General features: G+C 31.9%; 18 protein-coding genes. 9 read left to right on the top strand and 9 right to left on the bottom strand.

Annotation, left to right across the window (positions count from 1 at the left end):
- Positions 1 to 686: 686 nt before the first annotated feature.
- Genes OM075_RS21870 through mce form a run of 5 tightly spaced genes read right to left on the bottom strand, consistent with a single transcriptional unit; the run spans position 687 to position 4,734 of the window.
- Positions 687 to 1,931: a sodium ion-translocating decarboxylase subunit beta gene (locus tag OM075_RS21870; protein ID WP_301192688.1), complete on the bottom strand. Its 1,245-nt coding sequence runs from the start codon at positions 1,929 to 1,931 to the stop codon at positions 687 to 689.
- 1 nt (position 1,932) lies between these two features.
- Positions 1,933 to 2,355 (bottom strand): biotin/lipoyl-containing protein, encoded by a 423-nt coding sequence (locus OM075_RS21865; protein WP_301192687.1) that lies wholly within the window; start codon positions 2,353 to 2,355, stop codon positions 1,933 to 1,935.
- Between the two features lie 18 nt (positions 2,356 to 2,373).
- Positions 2,374 to 2,721 carry an OadG family protein gene (locus OM075_RS21860; protein WP_301192686.1) on the bottom strand — a complete coding sequence of 116 codons (348 nt, stop codon included), beginning with the start codon at positions 2,719 to 2,721 and terminating at the stop codon, positions 2,374 to 2,376.
- An 18-nt stretch (positions 2,722 to 2,739) separates the two neighbouring features.
- Positions 2,740 to 4,299, bottom strand: a complete 1,560-nt coding sequence (locus OM075_RS21855; RefSeq protein WP_301192685.1) for an acyl-CoA carboxylase subunit beta — start codon at positions 4,297 to 4,299, stop codon at positions 2,740 to 2,742.
- A 24-nt stretch (positions 4,300 to 4,323) separates the two neighbouring features.
- Positions 4,324 to 4,734: a methylmalonyl-CoA epimerase gene (gene mce, locus OM075_RS21850; protein WP_301192684.1), complete on the bottom strand. Its 411-nt coding sequence runs from the start codon at positions 4,732 to 4,734 to the stop codon at positions 4,324 to 4,326.
- A gap of 529 nt (positions 4,735 to 5,263) precedes the next feature.
- Between mce and OM075_RS21845 the strand changes: the two genes are divergently transcribed.
- The gene (locus OM075_RS21845) at positions 5,264 to 7,372 is read left to right on the top strand and encodes a M3 family metallopeptidase (protein ID WP_301192683.1); all 2,109 of its coding nucleotides are present in this window, start codon (positions 5,264 to 5,266) and stop codon (positions 7,370 to 7,372) included.
- 84 nt (positions 7,373 to 7,456) lie between these two features.
- Here the strand turns inward: OM075_RS21845 and tal are convergent, their stop codons facing one another.
- Positions 7,457 to 8,419 (bottom strand): transaldolase, encoded by a 963-nt coding sequence (gene tal, locus OM075_RS21840; protein ID WP_301192682.1) that lies wholly within the window; start codon positions 8,417 to 8,419, stop codon positions 7,457 to 7,459.
- 275 nt (positions 8,420 to 8,694) lie between these two features.
- Here tal and OM075_RS21835 point away from each other — a divergent pair, with 275 nt between their 5' ends.
- From OM075_RS21835 to OM075_RS21825, 3 genes are all read left to right on the top strand, one after another.
- On the top strand, positions 8,695 to 9,201 hold the full coding sequence (locus tag OM075_RS21835; protein ID WP_301192681.1) for a ferritin: 507 nt from the start codon (positions 8,695 to 8,697) through the stop codon (positions 9,199 to 9,201).
- A 421-nt stretch (positions 9,202 to 9,622) separates the two neighbouring features.
- The gene (locus OM075_RS21830) at positions 9,623 to 10,102 is read left to right on the top strand and encodes a PaaI family thioesterase (protein ID WP_301192680.1); all 480 of its coding nucleotides are present in this window, start codon (positions 9,623 to 9,625) and stop codon (positions 10,100 to 10,102) included.
- A gap of 38 nt (positions 10,103 to 10,140) precedes the next feature.
- On the top strand, positions 10,141 to 11,424 hold the full coding sequence (locus tag OM075_RS21825) for a voltage-gated chloride channel family protein (protein WP_301192679.1): 1,284 nt from the start codon (positions 10,141 to 10,143) through the stop codon (positions 11,422 to 11,424).
- Between the two features lie 80 nt (positions 11,425 to 11,504).
- Here the strand turns inward: OM075_RS21825 and OM075_RS21820 are convergent, their stop codons facing one another.
- Positions 11,505 to 12,023 (bottom strand): hypothetical protein, encoded by a 519-nt coding sequence (locus tag OM075_RS21820; protein ID WP_301192678.1) that lies wholly within the window; start codon positions 12,021 to 12,023, stop codon positions 11,505 to 11,507.
- 346 nt (positions 12,024 to 12,369) lie between these two features.
- Between OM075_RS21820 and OM075_RS21815 the strand changes: the two genes are divergently transcribed.
- From OM075_RS21815 to OM075_RS21805, 3 genes are all read left to right on the top strand, one after another.
- A complete protein-coding gene (locus tag OM075_RS21815; protein WP_301192677.1) occupies positions 12,370 to 13,494 on the top strand; it encodes a lactonase family protein in 1,125 nt (374 codons plus the stop codon).
- 62 nt (positions 13,495 to 13,556) lie between these two features.
- Entirely contained in the window at positions 13,557 to 15,731 is a 2,175-nt protein-coding gene (locus tag OM075_RS21810; RefSeq protein WP_301192676.1) for a DUF3352 domain-containing protein, read from the top strand.
- Between the two features lie 3 nt (positions 15,732 to 15,734).
- Positions 15,735 to 15,959 carry an Imm17 family immunity protein gene (locus OM075_RS21805; protein WP_301192675.1) on the top strand — a complete coding sequence of 75 codons (225 nt, stop codon included), beginning with the start codon at positions 15,735 to 15,737 and terminating at the stop codon, positions 15,957 to 15,959.
- Here the strand turns inward: OM075_RS21805 and OM075_RS21800 are convergent.
- Positions 15,939 to 16,667 carry a YkgJ family cysteine cluster protein gene (locus tag OM075_RS21800; protein WP_301192674.1) on the bottom strand — a complete coding sequence of 243 codons (729 nt, stop codon included), beginning with the start codon at positions 16,665 to 16,667 and terminating at the stop codon, positions 15,939 to 15,941. The two genes, OM075_RS21805 and OM075_RS21800, sit on opposite strands and share 21 nt — an antisense overlap.
- A gap of 243 nt (positions 16,668 to 16,910) precedes the next feature.
- On the opposite strand from OM075_RS21800, the gene OM075_RS21795 reads away from it, so the two are divergent.
- Entirely contained in the window at positions 16,911 to 18,347 is a 1,437-nt protein-coding gene (locus OM075_RS21795; RefSeq protein ID WP_301192673.1) for a sensor histidine kinase, read from the top strand.
- Positions 18,348 to 18,362: 15 nt separating this feature from the next.
- Here the strand turns inward: OM075_RS21795 and OM075_RS21790 are convergent, their stop codons facing one another.
- Complete coding sequence (locus OM075_RS21790; RefSeq protein ID WP_301192672.1) at positions 18,363 to 18,662, bottom strand: hypothetical protein; 300 nt, start codon at positions 18,660 to 18,662, stop codon at positions 18,363 to 18,365.
- A 192-nt stretch (positions 18,663 to 18,854) separates the two neighbouring features.
- Here OM075_RS21790 and OM075_RS21785 point away from each other — a divergent pair, with 192 nt between their 5' ends.
- Complete coding sequence (locus OM075_RS21785) at positions 18,855 to 20,096, top strand: DEAD/DEAH box helicase (RefSeq protein WP_301192671.1); 1,242 nt, start codon at positions 18,855 to 18,857, stop codon at positions 20,094 to 20,096.
- Positions 20,097 to 20,347 lie beyond the last annotated feature (251 nt).

Below are 20,347 nucleotides of genomic sequence, written 5' to 3'. Positions count from 1 at the left end.
TTGTTTGGGCTGACATTGCCTGCAATCCTACAAATAGGATCATAGACAGAAATAATGCTAATTTCCGCATAAAACAAAAGGTTTAAATTAATAATCGTGTATTTAATTATTTAGATAATTCGAGATAAAAATACATAGATTCAAAATGACCTATAGAATCTTAATTCGTTAGATAAAGAATACATCTAACAATTGAGATTATTTAAAAAATCTCTAGTAAATTATTGTGATTTCCTTATTAAAGTATTCATTCTAGATTAAAGGTTTATTATTAATTGGTAAATAAATTTGTGAGTTACTAATTCATTCACAAAAGTGGGGGAACACTTATAATTTGTAAACTTATAGACAAATATATAACAAAATTCTAAATGTCAAAAAACTGGACAAACCAATTTTTCTTTAAATAACAAATAGTATTACAAAAACAACATCAAATATATAAATATAGAACATTGACATACAAAATCTTACAAAGTCTACAAAACACAAAACCCTCAAACCCAACATAGTCCCAATTTAATTTTTTTTCACACTTAACCCACATAAAAAACAAGAACCAGTTAACTATTTTACTCTTTTTACCTCCCTACCCCCTAAAAAATACATCTATTTATAATAACACAAAAAAAGGCTGTCTTAAAAAAGACAGCCTTTACTATAGAGCATTAACTTAATAAACGTTATTACATCAAAAAGCTCAACATAATACCCGCAGCTACTGCAGAACCAATAACTCCTGATACGTTTGGAGCCATAGCATGCATTAACAGGTGATTGTTAGGATCAGTTTTTAATCCTTCTTGTTGAACTACCCTTGCAGAATCAGGTACAGCAGAAACTCCGGCTGCTCCGATTAAAGGATTAATTTTATTATCCTTCTTCAACATTAAATTTAACAGACGGGCAAACAATAAACCTCCAGCAGTTGCAATAACAAAAGACAATGCACCTAATCCAAAGATTTTAATTGAATCCATAGTTAAAAATACATCAGCCTGAGTTGAGGCACCAACGGTAATTCCTAATAATATTGTTACAATATTAATTAATGAATTTCTTGCGGTATCAGCTAAACGTTCAGTCACACCTGATTCTTTTAATAAGTTTCCGAAGAACAACATACCTAATAAAGGTAATGCTGATGGAGCAATAAATGTTGTTAACAACAATCCTATTAAAGGGAACAAGATTTTCTCTGTTGTAGAAACAGCTCTTGGCGGTTTCATTTTGATAGCACGCTCCTTTTTAGGAACAAGCAATCTCATAATTGGAGGCTGAATCACTGGAACCAGAGCCATATATGAGTATGCCGCAATAGCGATAGCTCCCATCAAGTCTGGTGCTAATTTTGAAGAAAGGAAAATTGCAGTAGGGCCATCAGCTCCACCAATAATAGCGATAGCACCAGCCTCATTTGGAAGGAATCCCAATGCAGAAGCACCCAAGAATGTTCCAAAAATACCAACTTGAGCAGCAGCTCCTAATATCATCAATTTAGGATTTGAGATCAATGATGAAAAATCAGTCATTGCACCAATTCCTAAGAATATTAATGGAGGATAAATTCCTTGCTTAACTCCAAAATATAAATAATTTAATACAGAACCCTCTTCATACAATCCAATTTTATAACCTGCTAAAAAAGGAATATTACCTAAGATAATACCGGTTCCGATAGGAATCAACAATAAAGGTTCATAATCATATTTAATTGCAAGGAAAATAAAAAACAATCCAACAGCAATCATAATTACGTGCGTATAGTGCACATTAGCAAATCCGGTAAACTCCCATAAAGAAGCTAACCCTTTCAGAACTCCACCATCAGCAGCGGCAGAGTTCACAGCAGCATTTAAGTCCGTTCCAAAAGCAACTTGAAAGCAGAATAAAATGGCTACAACAAAACAAAATGTTACTAATTTCCTCATGCTATTCAAATTCTATTAAAATATCATTTTGCAGAACAGCATCACCAACAGCAACTTTAATGTTTTTAACAACAGCATCTTTTTCTGCTAATACGTTGTTTTCCATTTTCATTGCTTCCATTACTAATAATACATCTCCTTTTTTAACAGCATCACCTACTGCTACATTTATAGAGAAAATATTTCCTGGGAGTGGAGCTTTAATTGCACCGGCACCAGTTGCTTTATTTGGTACAGCACCCTCACCTGGTTTACGCTCTACCTCTTTACGCACTAATTTTGGAGTCTTAGTTTTCTTAACCTCCTGATGAACTTCTACTTCATAAGCTGTTCCGTTCACCACTACTGTAGCTAAAGAATCTTCAAAATCCTTTACTTCTACATGATATTTATTACCGTTTACGGTAAAATCAAATTTTTTCATGTCTCTTATTATTTACGATTATTTTGGAAATCCCATATTATTCATGCCATAAAGTTTAGAACTCCATGGAGAATAACGTCTGCGCACTTGCTTAATAGTAATTACATTACTTTCATCGTCATGATTTTCGTTCAAGTACATGTATAAAGCCGATGCAATAACAGCATTGGTTTCACCGGAAATTTCCAGTTGATCGTCAGTAATATTGGTCTTACCTTTTTCTTTAAGACTTCTTTTGATACTACCCTGAATAATCTTAGGCACCAACAAAAATATTCCCACTAAAAAAAGCAAGGCTGCAAAAACAATAATCCATCCTAAGATTGTTATTGTCCATGTTGTTGAATCAACAATTAAAAAACTCATTCTTACTAATTTTAATGATTACAATGGAATATTTCCGTGTTTTTTCGGAGGCAAATTCAATTTCTTAGTTTGAAGACCTTGTAAACCTCTGATAATTCTAAATCTAGAATTACGTGGTTCAATTACATCATCAATATAACCGTAAGCAGCAGCCTGATATGGATTAGCAAATTTCTCAACATATTCAGCTTCTTTATCTGCTGCATATTTAGCTCTTTCTGCAGGATCTTCAATTTTAGACATTGCACGTCCTTCAAGAACTTCAACAGCTCCTTTTCCACCCATTACAGCAATTTCAGCTGATGGCCATGCATAGTTTAAGTCACCACGTAATTGTTTACAGCTCATCACATCGTGAGCACCACCATATGATTTACGTAATGTTACCGTAATTTTTGGTACTGTAGCCTCACCATAAGCAAACATTAACTTAGCACCATGAGTAATGATACCTGCATACTCTTGTCCACTACCTGGTAAGAATCCTGGAACATCAACTAAAGTTAAAATTGGAATATTAAATGCATCACAGAAACGAACAAAACGAGCTGCTTTTCTTGAAGCATCACAGTCTAATACTCCGGCAAGGAAACTTGGCTGGTTAGCAACAATACCTACAGATTGTCCACCCATTCTACTAAAACCAACAATAATGTTTTTAGCATAATTACGATGAACTTCTAAAAACTCACTATCATCAACCAAAGCATAAATTACTTCTTTCATATCATATGGCTGATTTGGATTATCAGGAATAATAGTATTCAAGACTTCATCCATACGATCAATAGGATCAGTAGCTTCTAAAATAGGAGCCTCCTCTAAGTTATTTTGTGGTAAATAAGATAAAAGTTTACGAATTAGTAAGATACCTTCTTCTTCATTCTCTAACATAAAGTGAGAAACACCAGACTTTGAAGAATGTACAGAAGCTCCACCTAGATCTTCAGTAGTAATATCTTCTCCTGTAACTGTTTTAACAACCTTAGGTCCAGTCACAAACATATAACTAGAATTTTCAGTCATCATGATAAAGTCAGTTAATGCTGGAGAATATACAGCACCACCGGCACAAGGACCAAAAATTGCAGAAATCTGAGGAATTACACCTGAAGCTTCAATATTACGTTGGAAAATTTCTGCATAACCTGCTAAAGAAGTAACACCTTCCTGAATACGAGCACCACCACTATCATTGATTCCGATAACAGGAGCACCTACTTTCATGGCCATATCCATAACTTTACATATTTTTTGTGCGAAAGTCTCAGATAAAGATCCTCCTAAAACAGTAAAGTCTTGTGCAAATAAAAATACTATTCTTCCATCAATAGTACCCTGACCAGTAACAACACCATCACCTAAAAATTTTGTCTTCTCCATACCGAAGTTAACACAACGGTGAGTAACAAACATATCAAACTCCTCAAAACTACCATCATCCACAAGCGTTTCGATACGCTCACGAGCAGTCATTTTTCCTTTTGCATGTTGGCTGTCAATTCTTTTTTGACCACCTCCTAATTTAGCTTCTGTACGAAGATCAATTAGTTTTTTAATTTTATCTTGATTAGACATTGAATCTTATTATAAATGATTTAATTATTTAGAAGGATCTTCACACAATTCTGTAAGAACACCAAATGTTGATTTTGGATGTAAGAAACCAATATTTAAACCTTCAGCTCCTTTACGAGGAGTTTTATCAATTACCTGTACACCTGCTTCTTGAATAGAAACTAATTTCTCAGCTAAATTTTCAACTGCAAATGCAACGTGATGAACTCCTTCTCCCTTCTTTTCAATAAATTTTCCTACTGGTCCTTCCGGATCTGTAGACTCTAACAATTCAATTTTAGTTTGTCCTACCATGAAAAAAGCAGTTTTAACTTTTTGCTCAGGTACTTCTTCAATAGCATAACATTCTAAACCGAATGCTTTTTCGTAAAACGGAATTGCTGCGTCTAAACTTTTTACTGCAATACCAATGTGCTCAATGTGCGATGGCTTCATATTAATTAAATTTTATGTGTTATATATTATTTTATCTATATGCAATCCTCTCAAAAAAGACTATTCTCGTGACAGTAATTCCTGAGATTTTAAACATATTTAATTATTTCAATTTATTGTTTACTAAAATTGAGCTACAAAATTATAATATAAAATTACCAGAACCTTAAAATAACGCTAAAAAAAAGATTGTTTTACAACATAATATAAACTGGGTAAATTATTTCTATATCAGAATGTTATAAAACACAAAGCATATAAAAAAAGACTATTTTTAATTAAAGAATTATTTCTTTAATAGCTAATTTTCAGGCAAATAGCAACTATTTTAAGTAATATCCAAATTTAACCCCGAAGCTAAATTGTAAGTAACAAATCTATATATATTTCAGATTATTAATAATTATTATAAAATAATTAAAATTTCGAAGCTCTTTTAGCAACTATATTTGTTTTCATGCTAAACATCATCAAAATAAGGTAGTATAATTCATATTTTTGCAGCAATACGCATAAATTAATATTACCTATGAAACGAAAAACGTTATTTTTTACACTTGCGTCACTACTCTTTATTGTAGGATGCACAACAAAAAACAAAATGGAAACGAATCCTTTTTTGGTGGAATACAACACTCCATTTAAAATAGCTCCCTTTGAGGAAATAAAAAACCATCACTATATGCCAGCCTTTATAAAAGGTATGGAAGAACAAAACAAAAATATTGCAGCTATTGTAGAAAACAAAGAAGCCCCCACTTTTGAAAATACAATTGAAGCATTAGAATATAGTGATGACATTTTAGCTAAAGTTTCTAATGTTTTCTACAATTTAACTAGCTCCAATACTAATGATAGCATAAAAGCTATTGCTCAAGAAGTAGCCCCTTTACTATCTAAACATAGTGATGCAATTTTTTTAAATAAAGATTTATTTGAAAGAATTAAAACAGTTTATAATCAAAAAGACCAGCTAAATCTTCCAAAAGAAGCAGCCAAATTATTAACAGAAACTTATGAATCTTTTGCAAGAGGTGGTGCTAATCTTCCTGAAGAGGCCAAAGAAGAATTTAGTAAAATCAATGGTCGCCTTGCCGTTTTAACGCTGCAATTTGGAGACAATGTTTTGAATGAAACAAACAACTACATAATGGTTGTTGATAATGAGGCGGACCTAAAAGGCCTTCCCAAAAATTCTATTGACGCTGCGTCACAATTAGCTTCAAAAAAAGGATATGACGGAAAGTGGGTTTTCACAACGCATAAACCAAGCATGATTCCATTTTTACAATATGCAGAGAACAGAGATTTAAGAGAAAAATTATTCAATGCATATATAAACCGGGGCGACAACGATAATGAATACGATAACAAAAAGATCATCTCTGAAATTGTTTCTCTGCGAATTAGAAGAGCTGAATTGCTAGGTTATAAAAATCATGCTTCTTTTATTTTGGAGAGAAACATGGCCAAAACACCTGAAGCTGTATATAAAAAGCTTGCTTATTTAATGGATAAGGCACAGGTTGTAGCTAAAAAAGAAGCCAAAGACATGCAACAAATCATTAACAGCGAAGGTGGTAATTTTAAATTGCAACCCTGGGATTGGTGGTATTATGCAGAAAAAGTTAAAATGAAAAAATACAACCTGGATGAAAATGAAATTCGCCCTTACTTTGAATTGAAAAATGTAATTGACGGAGCTTTATATACAGCCAACCAACTTTACGGTTTGCAATTTGAGAAAAAAGAAGGATTACCTCTACCGCATCCTGATGCAATTGCCTTTGAGGTAAAAGAGTCTACAGGTTATCATGTTGGTATTTTATATATGGACTTTCATCCAAGAGAAAGCAAAAGAGGTGGTGCATGGATGAATTCATTCAGAAAACAACATAGAAGAGATGGCCTGGATGTTACTCCAATAATTACCATGGTTTGTAATTTCACCTCTCCCACAGACGATACTCCATCATTATTAAGTATTGATGAAGTAGAAACTTTATTTCATGAATTTGGACACTGCCTGCATGGATTACTATCTGATTGTACTTACAGAAGTTTATCAGGAACAGCTGTGCCCCGTGATTTTGTAGAACTTCCTTCACAAGTAATGGAACATTGGTCTACTCATCCTACATTATTAAAATATTACGCAAAAAATTATAAAACAGGAGAAATTATTCCTGATGAATTGATTGCCAAAATTGAAAACAGCGGCAAGTTCAATCAAGGTTTTGCTACTACAGAATATCTTGCTGCAGCAATATTAGATATGGATTACCACACCTTAACAGAACCTATTAAAGGTGATATTAATGAATTTGAAAAAGCAAGTATTAAAAAGATGAATCTTATTCCGGAAATTGTTTCCAGATACAGAAGTACGTATTTCCAACACGTATTCTCTGGCGGATATTCAGCAGGATATTACGCCTACATCTGGGCAGCCATTCTTGATTCGGATGCTTTTGACTCTTTTGAAGAAAAAGGAATATTTGATCAGGAAACAGCTACAAAATTTCGTACAAACATCCTTGAAAAAGGAGGTACTGAAGATGCTATGGAAATGTACATAAATTTCAAAGGAAATGAACCCGATGAAAATGCATTACTACGGGACAGAGGTCTGATCTAAAACATAAAAAACTCTTAGCTACTCTATAAATTTGTAGCTAAGAGTTTTCTTATAATAAGTTGTATCCCTACTATCCAAACAGATTTACTCCTTTAGTTTTTCCGCCAACATTTTTTCCAGACTAACAATATCCTTTGCAAAATTCCGGATTCCCTCTGCTAATTTTTCTGTAGCAACAACATCTTCATTCATCAACCACCTAAACTCACTTTCTGTTAATGTTAGCTTTTCAATATCCAATTGTTTATGGTTATCTGCAACAAGCTTAGGAATTACATTTACTTTACTCTCCTCTAATTCCGCCAATAAATTAGGTGAAATTGTAAGCAAATCACAACCGGCCAACTCAATGATTTCACCCATATTTCTAAAACTTGCACCCATAACCTCTGTCTGATAGCCAAACTTTTTATAATAATTAAATATATCAGTTACTGATTGCACTCCTGGATCAAGATGCGCTTCAATATGGTCTACTCCCCTATTCTTTTTGTGCCAATCATAAATTCTACCAACAAAAGGAGAAATTAATTTAACACCAGCTTCTGCACAGGCTACTGCTTGTATTTTATTAAATAACAATGTCAGATTGCAATGAATACCTTCCTTTTCTAGAATTTCGGCTGCTTTTATACCTTCCCAGGTGGAAGCAATTTTTATTAACACCTGCGATTTATCAACACCTATTTCTTCATATAATTTTATAATATTCCTCGCTCTGGTAACAGTAGCTTCTGTATTAAAGCTTAATCGCGAGTCTACCTCTGAAGAAACTCTTCCCGGTACAATTTTCAAAATCTCATTTCCAAAATTAACCACAACTTTATCTATTGCAATAGCTAATTGAGTATCAAAGTTCTCACTTTTTGATTTGGCATAAGAGATAGCTTCATCCATTAATGAGATATATTGCGGATCTCTCACGGCTTTTAATATTAAGGAAGGATTTGTGGTAGCATCTCGTGGCATAAAAGATTTAATAGAATTAAAATCACCAGTATCTGCTACAACTACAGTATATTTTTTTAATTGTTCTAATGCGTTCATATCATATTTGATTTAAATTACATTATCTATATCATATAAATAACAACTCATGATTTCTCTTGTTTACTGATTGAACGATTATTTAAAAAAGTTAGAATATCTTCATCCTGAGGAAATAAAATCTATCTTATAATTTTCTTTTAATATTCTTTACTACCCCTATCAAATACTTATATAGATACGTTCTAAATATTCATCTGGCCTCGACTAGCAGTACTTTTTTACCTTAATTGTTTTAAATTTGATTTTTAGAAAATAAACAAAAACAAAATATCATGTTAAAAAAGGCTGTAGAAGAAATTTTAGTGAGACAAATTGAAAGAGAAGCTTACTCTTCAAATTTATATTTGTCTATGGCTTCATGGGCAGAAACAAATGGTTTAGGCGGAGTTTCTGAATGGATGTATGCTCAAGCTGAAGAAGAAAAAATACACCTGCTTAAGTTTATGAAATATGTAAACGAAAGAGGCGGTAAAGCTGTAATCCCTGCAGTAGCTCAACCTCCAGCAGATTTTGAAAATGTAAAAGATCTTTACGAAAAAACTTTGGAACACGAACAATTCGTTACAGAAAGCATTAACGAAATTGTTGCTGTATGTTTAGAAGAAAAAGATTTTACTACTCACAATTGGATTCAATGGTTTGTTACAGAACAAATTGAAGAAGAAGCTTCTGTTTCTGGAATTATTGATAAATTAAAATTACTTGACGGACATAATTTATATATGTTCGACAGAGATGTTGCTGGAATGAGAGGTTCTGTTCCTGGCAGCCAACAATAAACGAATAGTTTATTAACCCTCTTCTGATTATACGAAGACAATTATAAAACACATTTTAAAAGCTGGTTGTGATTATTTCATACCAGCTTTTTTCTTTATATGAAAAGCCCTATTTTTGCCAACCTGAATTAAAAAGACTTTGAAACCACACCTCTACCACCTTGATATTAAAAGAGCTACCATCAAATTTAATACGTTATAAATAAATTTGATGACAGTTAACATTTACATGGTGTTATGTCATAAAGATATCTTAAAGAGAATCTCAATCGAGTATAGGTATTTATAAATAGAGATTGTTCTGATTACAGAAAGAAGTTAATAATTCAATGAAACGAGCCATAGAAAGTTCTCTCACATAAGAAGATGATTAAATTTATTTGAGAGTTCCATATGGCCAATGAAAATAAATTATTATCAGATGAAAAAAATAATTAATCCTTTCGTTGAAAGCAAAAAGCATGATTACAAATGCTTTGGTTGTTCTCCTTTAAATGAATCAGGTTTAAAACTTGAATTTTGGGATGCTGGTGATGAAATAATTTGTAAATGGGTTCCTCATAAACATATGGAGGGCTATACAAAAATATTACATGGAGGAATTCAGGCATTGATATTAGATGAAATTGCTAGCTGGACCGTTTATACAAAGTGTGAAACAGCAGGAGTTACAGCCAACATTGATGTTAAATACAAACACCCTTTAGCCATAACTGATCAGGAAATAGTTATTAAAGCCAAAATTGATACTGTCAATAAAAGATTGGCAACAATTAATACATCCATTGAAAACCACGAAGGCAAAGTTTGTGCTATTGGAAAAGTTACATACTTCATTTTTCCTAAAGATATGGCCAAAGAAAAATATAACTATCCCGGCATAGAAGCCTTTTACGAATAATTATACTATTAAAACATCCAACAACAGGATTTTAAAAAATGAGCTTAAAAAAGAGAATAAAGCAAAACATCCCCGAAGGTTTCATTCCTTCTTTGATCTATCTAGGTAAATGGATTTTACTTTGTGGTATTGTTGGACTACTTGCTGGTTCAGCATCAGCAATATTTTTAATTTCACTTGAATGGGCCACTAATTTGAGAGAAGATAATTTATGGATTATCGCCTTTCTACCTATTGGAGGTTTAATTATTGGACTAACTTATCATTACTTTGGCAAAAGTGTAGTGAAAGGTAACAACCAAATATTGGAAGAATTCCATAGTCCTAAAAAAATTATTCCACTAAAAATGGCACCCTTAGTTCTGCTTAGTACAGTTGTTACACATTTATTTGGTGGATCTGCAGGACGAGAAGGGACAGCCATACAAATGGGTGGCGCAATTGCTGATCAGTTCACAAAAATTTTCAAATTAAATCCTGTTGACCGAAAAATATTATTGGTTACCGGAGTAAGTGCCGGTTTTGCATCTATTTTTGGAACTCCATTAGCAGGAGCAATATTTGCTTTAGAAGTCTTTGTTGTAGGCAGAATGCGCTATGATGCGATTATTCCTAGTTTTTTAGCGGCTATTTTTGCCAACGAGGCAGCTCACTTATGGCCTATTCATCATACACATTATTTGATTCCTACTGTACCTGATTTATGGGCTCCCGAATTACTATGGGCTGTTTTAGCTGGTATTTTCTTTGGAATAGGGGGAATGCTTTTTTCAAATGCCACACATTTCTGGGGTAACTTTTTTAAGAAATCAATTAAATATCCACCATTACGACCAGTTATTGGAGGTGTTGTTATTGCATCAACCATATGGGTTATTGGAACTACCAGATGGATTGGATTAGGAGTACCTGTAATTGTTGAATCTTTTGAACAACAGTTACCATTTAGCGATTTCATCTTAAAAATACTTTTTACATCATTTACTCTGGGAGCAGGATTTAAAGGTGGAGAAGTAACACCTTTATTTTTTACTGGTGCAACATTAGGTAGTGCATTATCATTATTTATTCCACTCCCTGTTGCATTATTAGCAGGTATGGGGTTCGTGGCTGTTTTTGCTGGTGCTACAAATACACCAATCGCATGTACATTAATGGGAATTGAACTCTTTGGTGCTGAATCGGGAGTATTTATTGGTATAGCCTGTGCAACGGCTTATCTTTTTTCGGGTCATACCGGAATTTATGGAGAGCAAATTATTGGAAGCCCTAAGAACTTTTTATTTGGCTCACATAAAGGAAAGAAACTTAATCAATTATAATAAAAAAAAGCAGTGATTTTAGATAGTAAATCACTGCTTTAAAAATATAGTTGTAACATATCTATTTTTATTATTGATGATTATTTAAGTGCATATGCTGAGGTTTCTGTTTCTAAAAATAAATCCACATTTAACATCCAATCCTGAATAGCTAATTCGGTATACTCTTCTCCTAAAAAGCTATCTACATTTGTCATCCAAGGTTCAATTGCAAGTTCTGTTTCACTTTCTGGTAAAAAAGAATTCACATCAACCATCCAAGCTTCCAATTGTAATTCTTCTTCTACAAACGAATTTACATCCAACATCCAATTCTCAATCACCATTTCTGATTCATCCCAATTTAACTCCTGCTCATTTTCCTGTTCAAGAAATGACTCTGGATTGATCATCCAATTTTCAATTTCTAAAGGATCTTCAACATTTTGTTGAGAAGTATAGTTAATTACAAAATCTAAATTTGTAGGTGTCAACAATGTTGCTGATTTAGATTCTAAAAAATTATTTTCGGAAGCATAAACACTTACTGAAGATATAACTACTAACATTACAATTACAAAAATTGAACTGACGGTTTTAATTGTTACTAAATTTTTCATCGTTTTATATTTTAAAATTATTACTCTTTGTTTTAGACGATGAAATAATTACAAGACCTGCGCCAAACTTTATATAAATTTATATATCAACAACTTAAATCGAACACAACAATTAATCAACCATTAAAAATTGTACGATTAAACAACATCTTATGTTCGAAGACGTACACTTTAAAGACTTGGAAGTATTTTATTTTCCTCCTAATATTTATCTATATTTATCCATTCGTAAAATCAATTAGTTAACATGAAGCAAACATCCAAATTTGATAATGCAAATTCGCAGGAAAGAGAATGATTATTCTTTGGGTGTTCCATGTGACCATAAAAATCAATTTATAAACAGATGAAATATTTTATAAAATTATTTACCTTATTAGTAGTTATTCTTTCTATAACTTCATGCTCGAATAAAAGCATTGAAGCAAAAAAGTTAATTTTTATTGGTAATAATACATCAGATGCATCCAAAGGTATCGCATATGCTTTCTTTAATGAAAGCACAGGAGAATTGACTTCCCCAGTTTACACCGGAAATCTATCAAAGGCAAACTTTTTTCATCCGGATACAATTAACAATATGCTTTATTTTATTGGAGAATCATTTAACGAAAGTGATTCCTCTCTAATTCAAAGTATTGTAAATTATTCTGTAGATAAAAATACAGGTCATATTACTCCTGTTTCAAACTCATTTGTTCATGGGAAAGGACCTTGTTTTATTGAATACAATCCGGAAAATAAAAAAATACTAATAGCCAACTACGTATCTGGAAATATCTGCTCCTTTGATTATACTGATTCTAAACTTAGTTTAGAATATTCGCAACAACATTACGGTAAAGGACCCGATGAAAGCAGACAGGAAGGACCTCATGCGCATTCTATAAGAACTGCACCAGATAAAAACTATGTATATTCCTGTGATTTAGGTGCTGATAAAATAATGGTATACAAATTCAATAATAACAAACTTGAAAAAACAGATTCAATTTCTTGTTTACCAGGAGCAGGTCCCAGACACATCGATTTTTCACCTGATAAGGAGGTAATGGCTGTTGTTAATGAATTAAATTGTACAGTAACCACCTATAAAAAAGATTCTTTAAGTATATACTCAAAAGAAATACAGACAATAGCAATGCTTCCAGACACATTTGATGGTTTTGCAAAAGCTGCTGACATACATTTTTCTCCTGATGGAAAATATTTATATGCTTCAAACAGAGGTTTAAATAGTATTGTTGCTTATAGCGTAAATAAAGGAAACCTAGAATTAGTTGAAATATTTACCAATAATATTAACTGGCCCCGAAATTTTACTATTTCGCCTAATGGAGACTTTCTTTTAGTTGCAAACAGAGATTCTAATAATATTTCTGTCTTCAAAAGAGATAAAGAAACAGGAAAACTTACTTTCTTGAATAATAACGCGAAAGTTGAAAGTCCGGTTTGTGTGAGATTCTTTTAATTATGAGTCACAATTTATCACATCTAAATCATATATATAAAAATAAATAGTCGATCATTTCAATGAAGCTCTTTCTTAAATTCATAGGTTACTTTATTCTGGGTTTTATCATTATCATTATTGGAGTTATCCTTTACTTTCAGCTAGGAACAAAAGACAATAACAGACCTATAACAATGGTTCCTTCAGATGCTTTAGTTACGCTGGAAACAGATAATTTATCAGAAACTGTGATGGATATTACAGAAACCAATTATTGGAAATCCATAATAGAAAGTAACGTATTAAAAGATTTTAAGGAAGCTCTTATTAGTTATGAAGAAAGTATTGAAAAAAATAAATGGCTGAAACCTATTCTAAAAAAGCAGTCGGTAACTTTTTCTCTTCATGCATTACATCAAAACAAACTTGACTATTTAGTAATTACGGATATAAAAAAATATGGCAGACTGGATATCATTCCAAAATTAAGTAGTATTTTAAAGATTCCCACACGAGAAAATACGATTGATTCAACCAAAGTATTCTCCATTTATTTAAAGGATTATGATTTAAACCTGCATCTTGCCACTGTACAGAATCTATTACTATGCAGTTCCTCATATCAGTTATTGGAAAAAACACTTAAAAAAGAAGAAACATTAAGCTCCCATGAATTAGAAAAACGTAAGGAAGTTAATCAGACATACGCTTCAGATCTATTCAATATTTACACCAACAATAATCTGATACAAAAGTATTTTGCCCAATACTCCTCTTCTTTCTTTAAAGGTTTGGCCTTTTCTGCTCTGGGTGCTGATTTTTCTGAAAGTTCCTTTAGTCTGGAAGGTTATTCAAGTATTTACGATACCATTGCATCTCCTTTTTTATCGATAAAAAACACCACTGCAGAAAAACGTAATACAGAAGCAGTTATTCCGTCAAATATTTCATGGTATCTGAACTTTAATGTAACAGACTTTACTGGTTTCTACAATCATTTTCTGAATCAATACGCTAAGATAAATCCCATAGGATTTCAAACTTATTCTGTTGGAATTAGACTTACAGAATCATATATGGGAATAGACATAGAAAAAAATATTTTGTCGTGGTTATCCGGAGAAATTGCAATAGCTCAATTTAAACCACTACCCAATGCACATAAGGATGACTTTTTGGTAGTAGTTGCTGCAAATGATATGGATGATGCCAAAACAAATCTGGATGATATATCTAAAAAAATAAAAAATCGCACTTCATTTAAGTACAAACAAATACATTACAAAAATTACGAAATCAATTATCTGAATATTAAAGGTTTCTTTAAGCTATTCATGGGAGGTTTTCTTCTTGACAGGTCAAAACCTTACTACACAATCATCAATTACTATATCTTGTTTAGCAACTCTTCAGATATACTTGAGCAATGTATTGACAATTATTTAATAGGAAATACTCTTGAACGTAATAAGGACTTCCAGGTATTTATGGAAAATTTTAAATCAGAAAGTCAGATCACCTCATTTGTAAACATGCCTCGTTTATATGATCGTTTATATTACTTTGGTACTTCACAAGAAAGAAAGAATATTGACGATTATAGAAAAATAATCCAAAATATGGGATGGGTTGGATTTCAGTTGTATCCGGAAAATGAATTACTAAAAACAAAAATTCATACGCTTTCAACCGAAAGTCCTGATGAAAATTACCAGATTGACCTAAATCTTCATTCTGCTGAAGATCTTTTTATAGATGAGTTTGAACATCTTGATTTTAAAATTGATTTGGGTGAAGAATATAATAACTTCGATGGAGATCTTGCTTATTATTTAACCCATCCTGAAAGAGTTCAGGATAGCGTTCTTGTTCACGAAGGCAACCTTGATGAAGGAGTTTTAGAGGGAATGTGGCGCAGTTTTTACACTTCAGGAAATATTAAATCTGCAGTTAATTATGATGATGGAGAAGTAAATGGAACAGCTGTTTTTTATTACGATAATCCAAACCACATTATTAGAGCTGAAGTTGATTTTGAGGAGAATTTAATAAACGGTGTGTACAAGGAATTTTACACCAATGGAAACATTAAAGCCTCTATTGAATTTAATGATGGAGAAAGGAATGGAGATGTTTTCTACTATTATAGAAATACACAAATAAAAACTGAAGGTCAATTCAAAAAGGGAAAACAAACCGGTAAATGGAAATATTATTCAAAATCCGGAGAATTAATCAATAAAGAAAACTGGTAAATTATGGCTCAATCAAACTTTTTAAATTGGATATTACTTATTTTTGGATTACTTATTTTTGCTGCTGCACTATTCAACTGGCAATATTTTTTCAAGCAAAGAAAAGCTCAAATGCTTACCAAAGTAATTGGAATAACTGGTACTCGCATTTTATACGGTATACTTGGACTTTTCTTTGCCTTAATAGGAGCAAATTATTTATTTGAATTAGGCGTCTTTACTTTCTGATTCACCAAAGTAATCTTCTACCAACCAATTATTAATAAAATGATCATCGGTAAATAATCGAACTATAAATTCCTCTATAGTTAACTCTTCCATCTTTCTTCCTTTACCTTTCAAGTAGCCCACAAAACCTTCATTCATATATCTTCCTACCTTTAATACAAAATCATACAAAGCAGGGATAACAGATTCATCGCCTGGTGAATCAAATTTGCGCTTACAGGATTCTTTATCAGACGAAAGATATATTCTACAAGCCATTGGGCGAACTGAATAAATAGAACAACTACCTTCAGTTAGGAAAGGACAAGCAAATTTAATTTTTTGTTTCTGCTCTTCTTCTAGCCCTTTGGTTAATTTAAATTTAGCCTGCGCATTTGATAATATTTTATTGCGTTGTTTATCATCAAAAACCTGATGTATAAATTCAAAAATCAAAACAGCTTCCTGGGTTGTCATATAAACAGGCTGGTAACAACACCAACTACAGCCATTTTCACATTTTATGGGCTTACCTTCTTGATGAGATCTTAATGCAAAAGATTGAGTCAATTGACTTATAGCAGAATACTGAGATTGCATTCCTTTAAAAAGAGGTGTTAAAGTTTCAAAATCTGTAACTTCTTTTGATGCTATAGTATATCCATCTTTATAAAAGGACAGATTCATTTCTTTATTATTTTTTTCTTCTTCTTTGTCTTTATTACTCATCTTTCTCATTTATTATTTAGTGCGAAAATACGCCTTTTTAATAAAATACAGAACGATAATAAATTAATAACTATTAATATCACTTTTTTACATCAATTACTTATTATAATATACACCTTAAAGTATTACAATAACTACAATATATATAATTATTGAATTCTATCACTTTATAATCAATACATGTATTGTTTATCATAAAATAAATATATATTTTTGAGCACATTATCTAATGCTCCTTATTAAATGCGATATCATTCATTTCTATCAAAAGAAGACGCTGCTTGGGGAGAGCAGGAAGTTATTCGATTTCGTTGGGTATTAATAGCTGCTATAATTGTATTGATTGGCTATATCTTCTTGTCTGGAAATACTCAAAGAGGACTAATTTCACTTGGACTGGCTCTTATTTATATATTTTATAACTCAATTATAAATATACTCTTAAGTAAATTTGACAATGCAAGCTGGATACGATATGTATCATCTACCATAGATGTGACCATACTTTCTGCACACATTTTCAACTATTCCTATTTCTTTAAACCGATTGCAGTATCCACAGCTCCTTCCTTATTTTTATATGCTGTTTTGATCATGCTTTCAGTTTTAAGATACGATGGAAGATTAGTTATTTTTACTACAATTTATGTGGTTATATGCTCAAACGTAATATACTTTTTAAGATATCAGGATATTGATCCTTATTTATTTACTCAGGTAGCATCTGCTGGACCAGAAGGAGCTATTTACAGAAGTGTCTATTTTCTCTTAATGGGATATTTCATGTTTAGTATTCCTAAAATGATAAATAGATTGGTTGAGAAACAAAACGCCACTAATAATGAAAGACGCGAAATAGAAATAAAGCTTGCCTTAGAGACTCAAAAAAAAGACATGGCTATGCAGAGTTTAATTATTGAACAACAATTAAGTGAACAACTAAACAACCAAAAAGAAGTTATTCTGGAACAAAACAATAGTCTGGAAAAGTTAATCACCACAAAAAACAAACTCTTTTCAATTATTGGTCACGACCTTCGCTCTCCGCTCTGTGTTCAAAGTTCGTTAACTGAATATCTTATACATGATTTTAATAATCTGGACAAAGAAAATATTTTGGAGAGTATATATGCAATTCACAAAACGGCAAACAATGCGTTAAACATGTTGTCTAACTTAATGGACTGGAGCAGAACTCAAAATAATATGCTGGATCCTGTTCCCATTAAAGTTAATATTAAACAGAAACTAGAAGATGTTATTGATCTGCAATCAGAATCGTGGAGGGCAAAAAAAATAAATATTAAAGTACAATCTGATATAGATTTATATTCTTTTGCAGATGATCAAATGGTTGAAACCATATTAAGGAATTTATTATCTAACGCCATTAAATTCACCCCGGAAAACGGAAATGTACACTTTTCTGCATATAAGAAAGATCACAGTTGTATTATTGAAGTTTCTGATACTGGAGTTGGAATGTCTGAAAGACAATTAAAAGCGTTGTTTTCTTCAGATAAAACTATTTCGTTGCCAGGCACAAACAATGAAAAAGGTACTGGATTAGGTTTAATCTTGTGTAAGGAAATGATTGACATCAATAAAGGTACAATTTCAGTAGATAGTGAACTTAGCAAAGGTACTAAATTTACAATTTCACTTCCTACTGAAAATTAAGTTCTGAATTGATATTCAATATTGATTAGCACACCAATTTTGGCTCTCTTTTGTAGGTTTTTCTTCATGGATTAAGCTGTCCAAAAACTTACCAAACATCAATTGATCTCTATTTTCAAGAGCTTCATTATAATCCTTTATAGATTTTTGTAATTGTGCAAACAAAATCTTGGCCTCTGTAGTTTTAAAATCTTTTGTACTAATGTGCTTTAGATTTTGATAGGTATAATACTTACCTGTGATCTGATTTAATTGATTAAGTAATGCATCTCGCTTATTTATAATCAACTGAAAGTTTCTTGCCCACTTTTCCATCGTATAATAGATTTATAATTACATAATCAATTTACAAATATCTCAATTCAAACAAAAGATTAAGAACAGAAAAAACTTTTTTTTTTAATCAGATTTTATTCAATGAACTAATTGTTCAACAATTATTAAACTATATTTTCATTAGCAGCCATTTAGAACTATCTTTGACACCGTAAACACAATTTATAGAACATGAAATTCGAAGATTATTCCATATCAAATGAAATAAAAAAAAGTTTAGCAAAGTTAAACTTCCGAAGACCAACAGATATCCAATTTAAATCCATCCCACCCATATTAAAAGGTGAAGATGTATTAGCCATTGCCCAAACAGGAACAGGGAAAACAGCAGCATTTGCTATTCCTGTAATTCATACCCTTCATACAAAAAAAATTAAGCGAAGAAGTGACGGTATTAAATGTTTAATAATGGTTCCTACGAGAGAATTAGCAATGCAAATTCACCAAGTATTCGAATCTATTGGAAAGCATACTTCGGTTAAAACATTTTGTGTTTATGGTGGAGTCGAAGAAGGTCCTCAGATTGCAAAACTTGAGAAAGGTATCGATATCCTAATTGCCACACCTGGAAGGATGTTTGATTTGGCAAGTAGAGGATACATTAAACTTAATAGAACCGAGATTCTTATTTTGGATGAAGCAGATCAAATGTTAGATCTTGGATTTATTAAAGACATTAAAGATCTAATGACCTATCTTCCTAAAAAGAGACAAACATTATTCTTTTCTGCAACTATTAACGAAACCATTAAAAAACTAGCATATTCATTAGTTAGTAATGCAATTCGAATTCAGGTATCTCCTAAGGATCCTGTTGCCAAAAACATTGATCATTCAGTTACATTTATTGAAATGGATGATAAAAGGTTCTTTCTTGAAAGATTGATAAAAGAGAATCCAAATAAGAAGATACTTGTTTTTGTTAGAACTAAAGTAAGAGCTGAAAGAGTCCAAAAAGCGATGGAAAGGGTCGAAATAGAAGCTCAATTCATACATGGTGGTAAAGAACAAGACGAAAGAAAAAAAGTCCTTGATTTATTCCGAAAAGGAGAAATTACGGTTTTAATTGCAACAGATGTTAGTGCCAGAGGAATTGATATTCCTGGAGTACAATATGTAGTTAATTATGACCTACCGGAGCTTTCAGAAAACTATGTTCATAGAGTTGGACGAACAGGTAGAGGAAAAGAAAAAGGAAATGCAGTTACTTTCTGTAGTGAGGATGAAAAACCAATATTGAAAGAAATTGAAAGTTTTCTAGGTAAACCCATTAAAAGACTTGAAATAGATAAAGAGGATTATACACATACGATAGACTTTTCAGCTGAAAGTCATGCAGATTGGAAAACCCTGATAAGTGATCATGATGATTTTATTACAAAATCGAAAAAGAAACCCAAAAAGAAAAAATAAATAACTCTAAAAAAAAGGATTAACTAGAAGTATTACTAATTAATCCTTTTTTTTTTGCCTTATATAGTTTATTATATTCTTAAACTTTTCTCCATATTATTACTTAGTAAGCATGCAGTTAAACACATATTGTAACTGATCTATTTCAACTTTTTTCTTTCAACATAAAGTGTATAAACGCAAAAAGAGCAACTGAAACTTGTTCAATTGCTCTTTCTTTAAAATCAGCGGCGACCTACTCTCCCACAATA

Origin of the sequence: Plebeiibacterium sediminum (assembly GCF_026013605.1) — a bacterium.
Lineage (GTDB): Bacteria > Bacteroidota > Bacteroidia > Bacteroidales > Marinilabiliaceae > Saccharicrinis > Saccharicrinis sediminus.
This window is presented reverse-complemented; position numbering and strand designations above follow the sequence as displayed.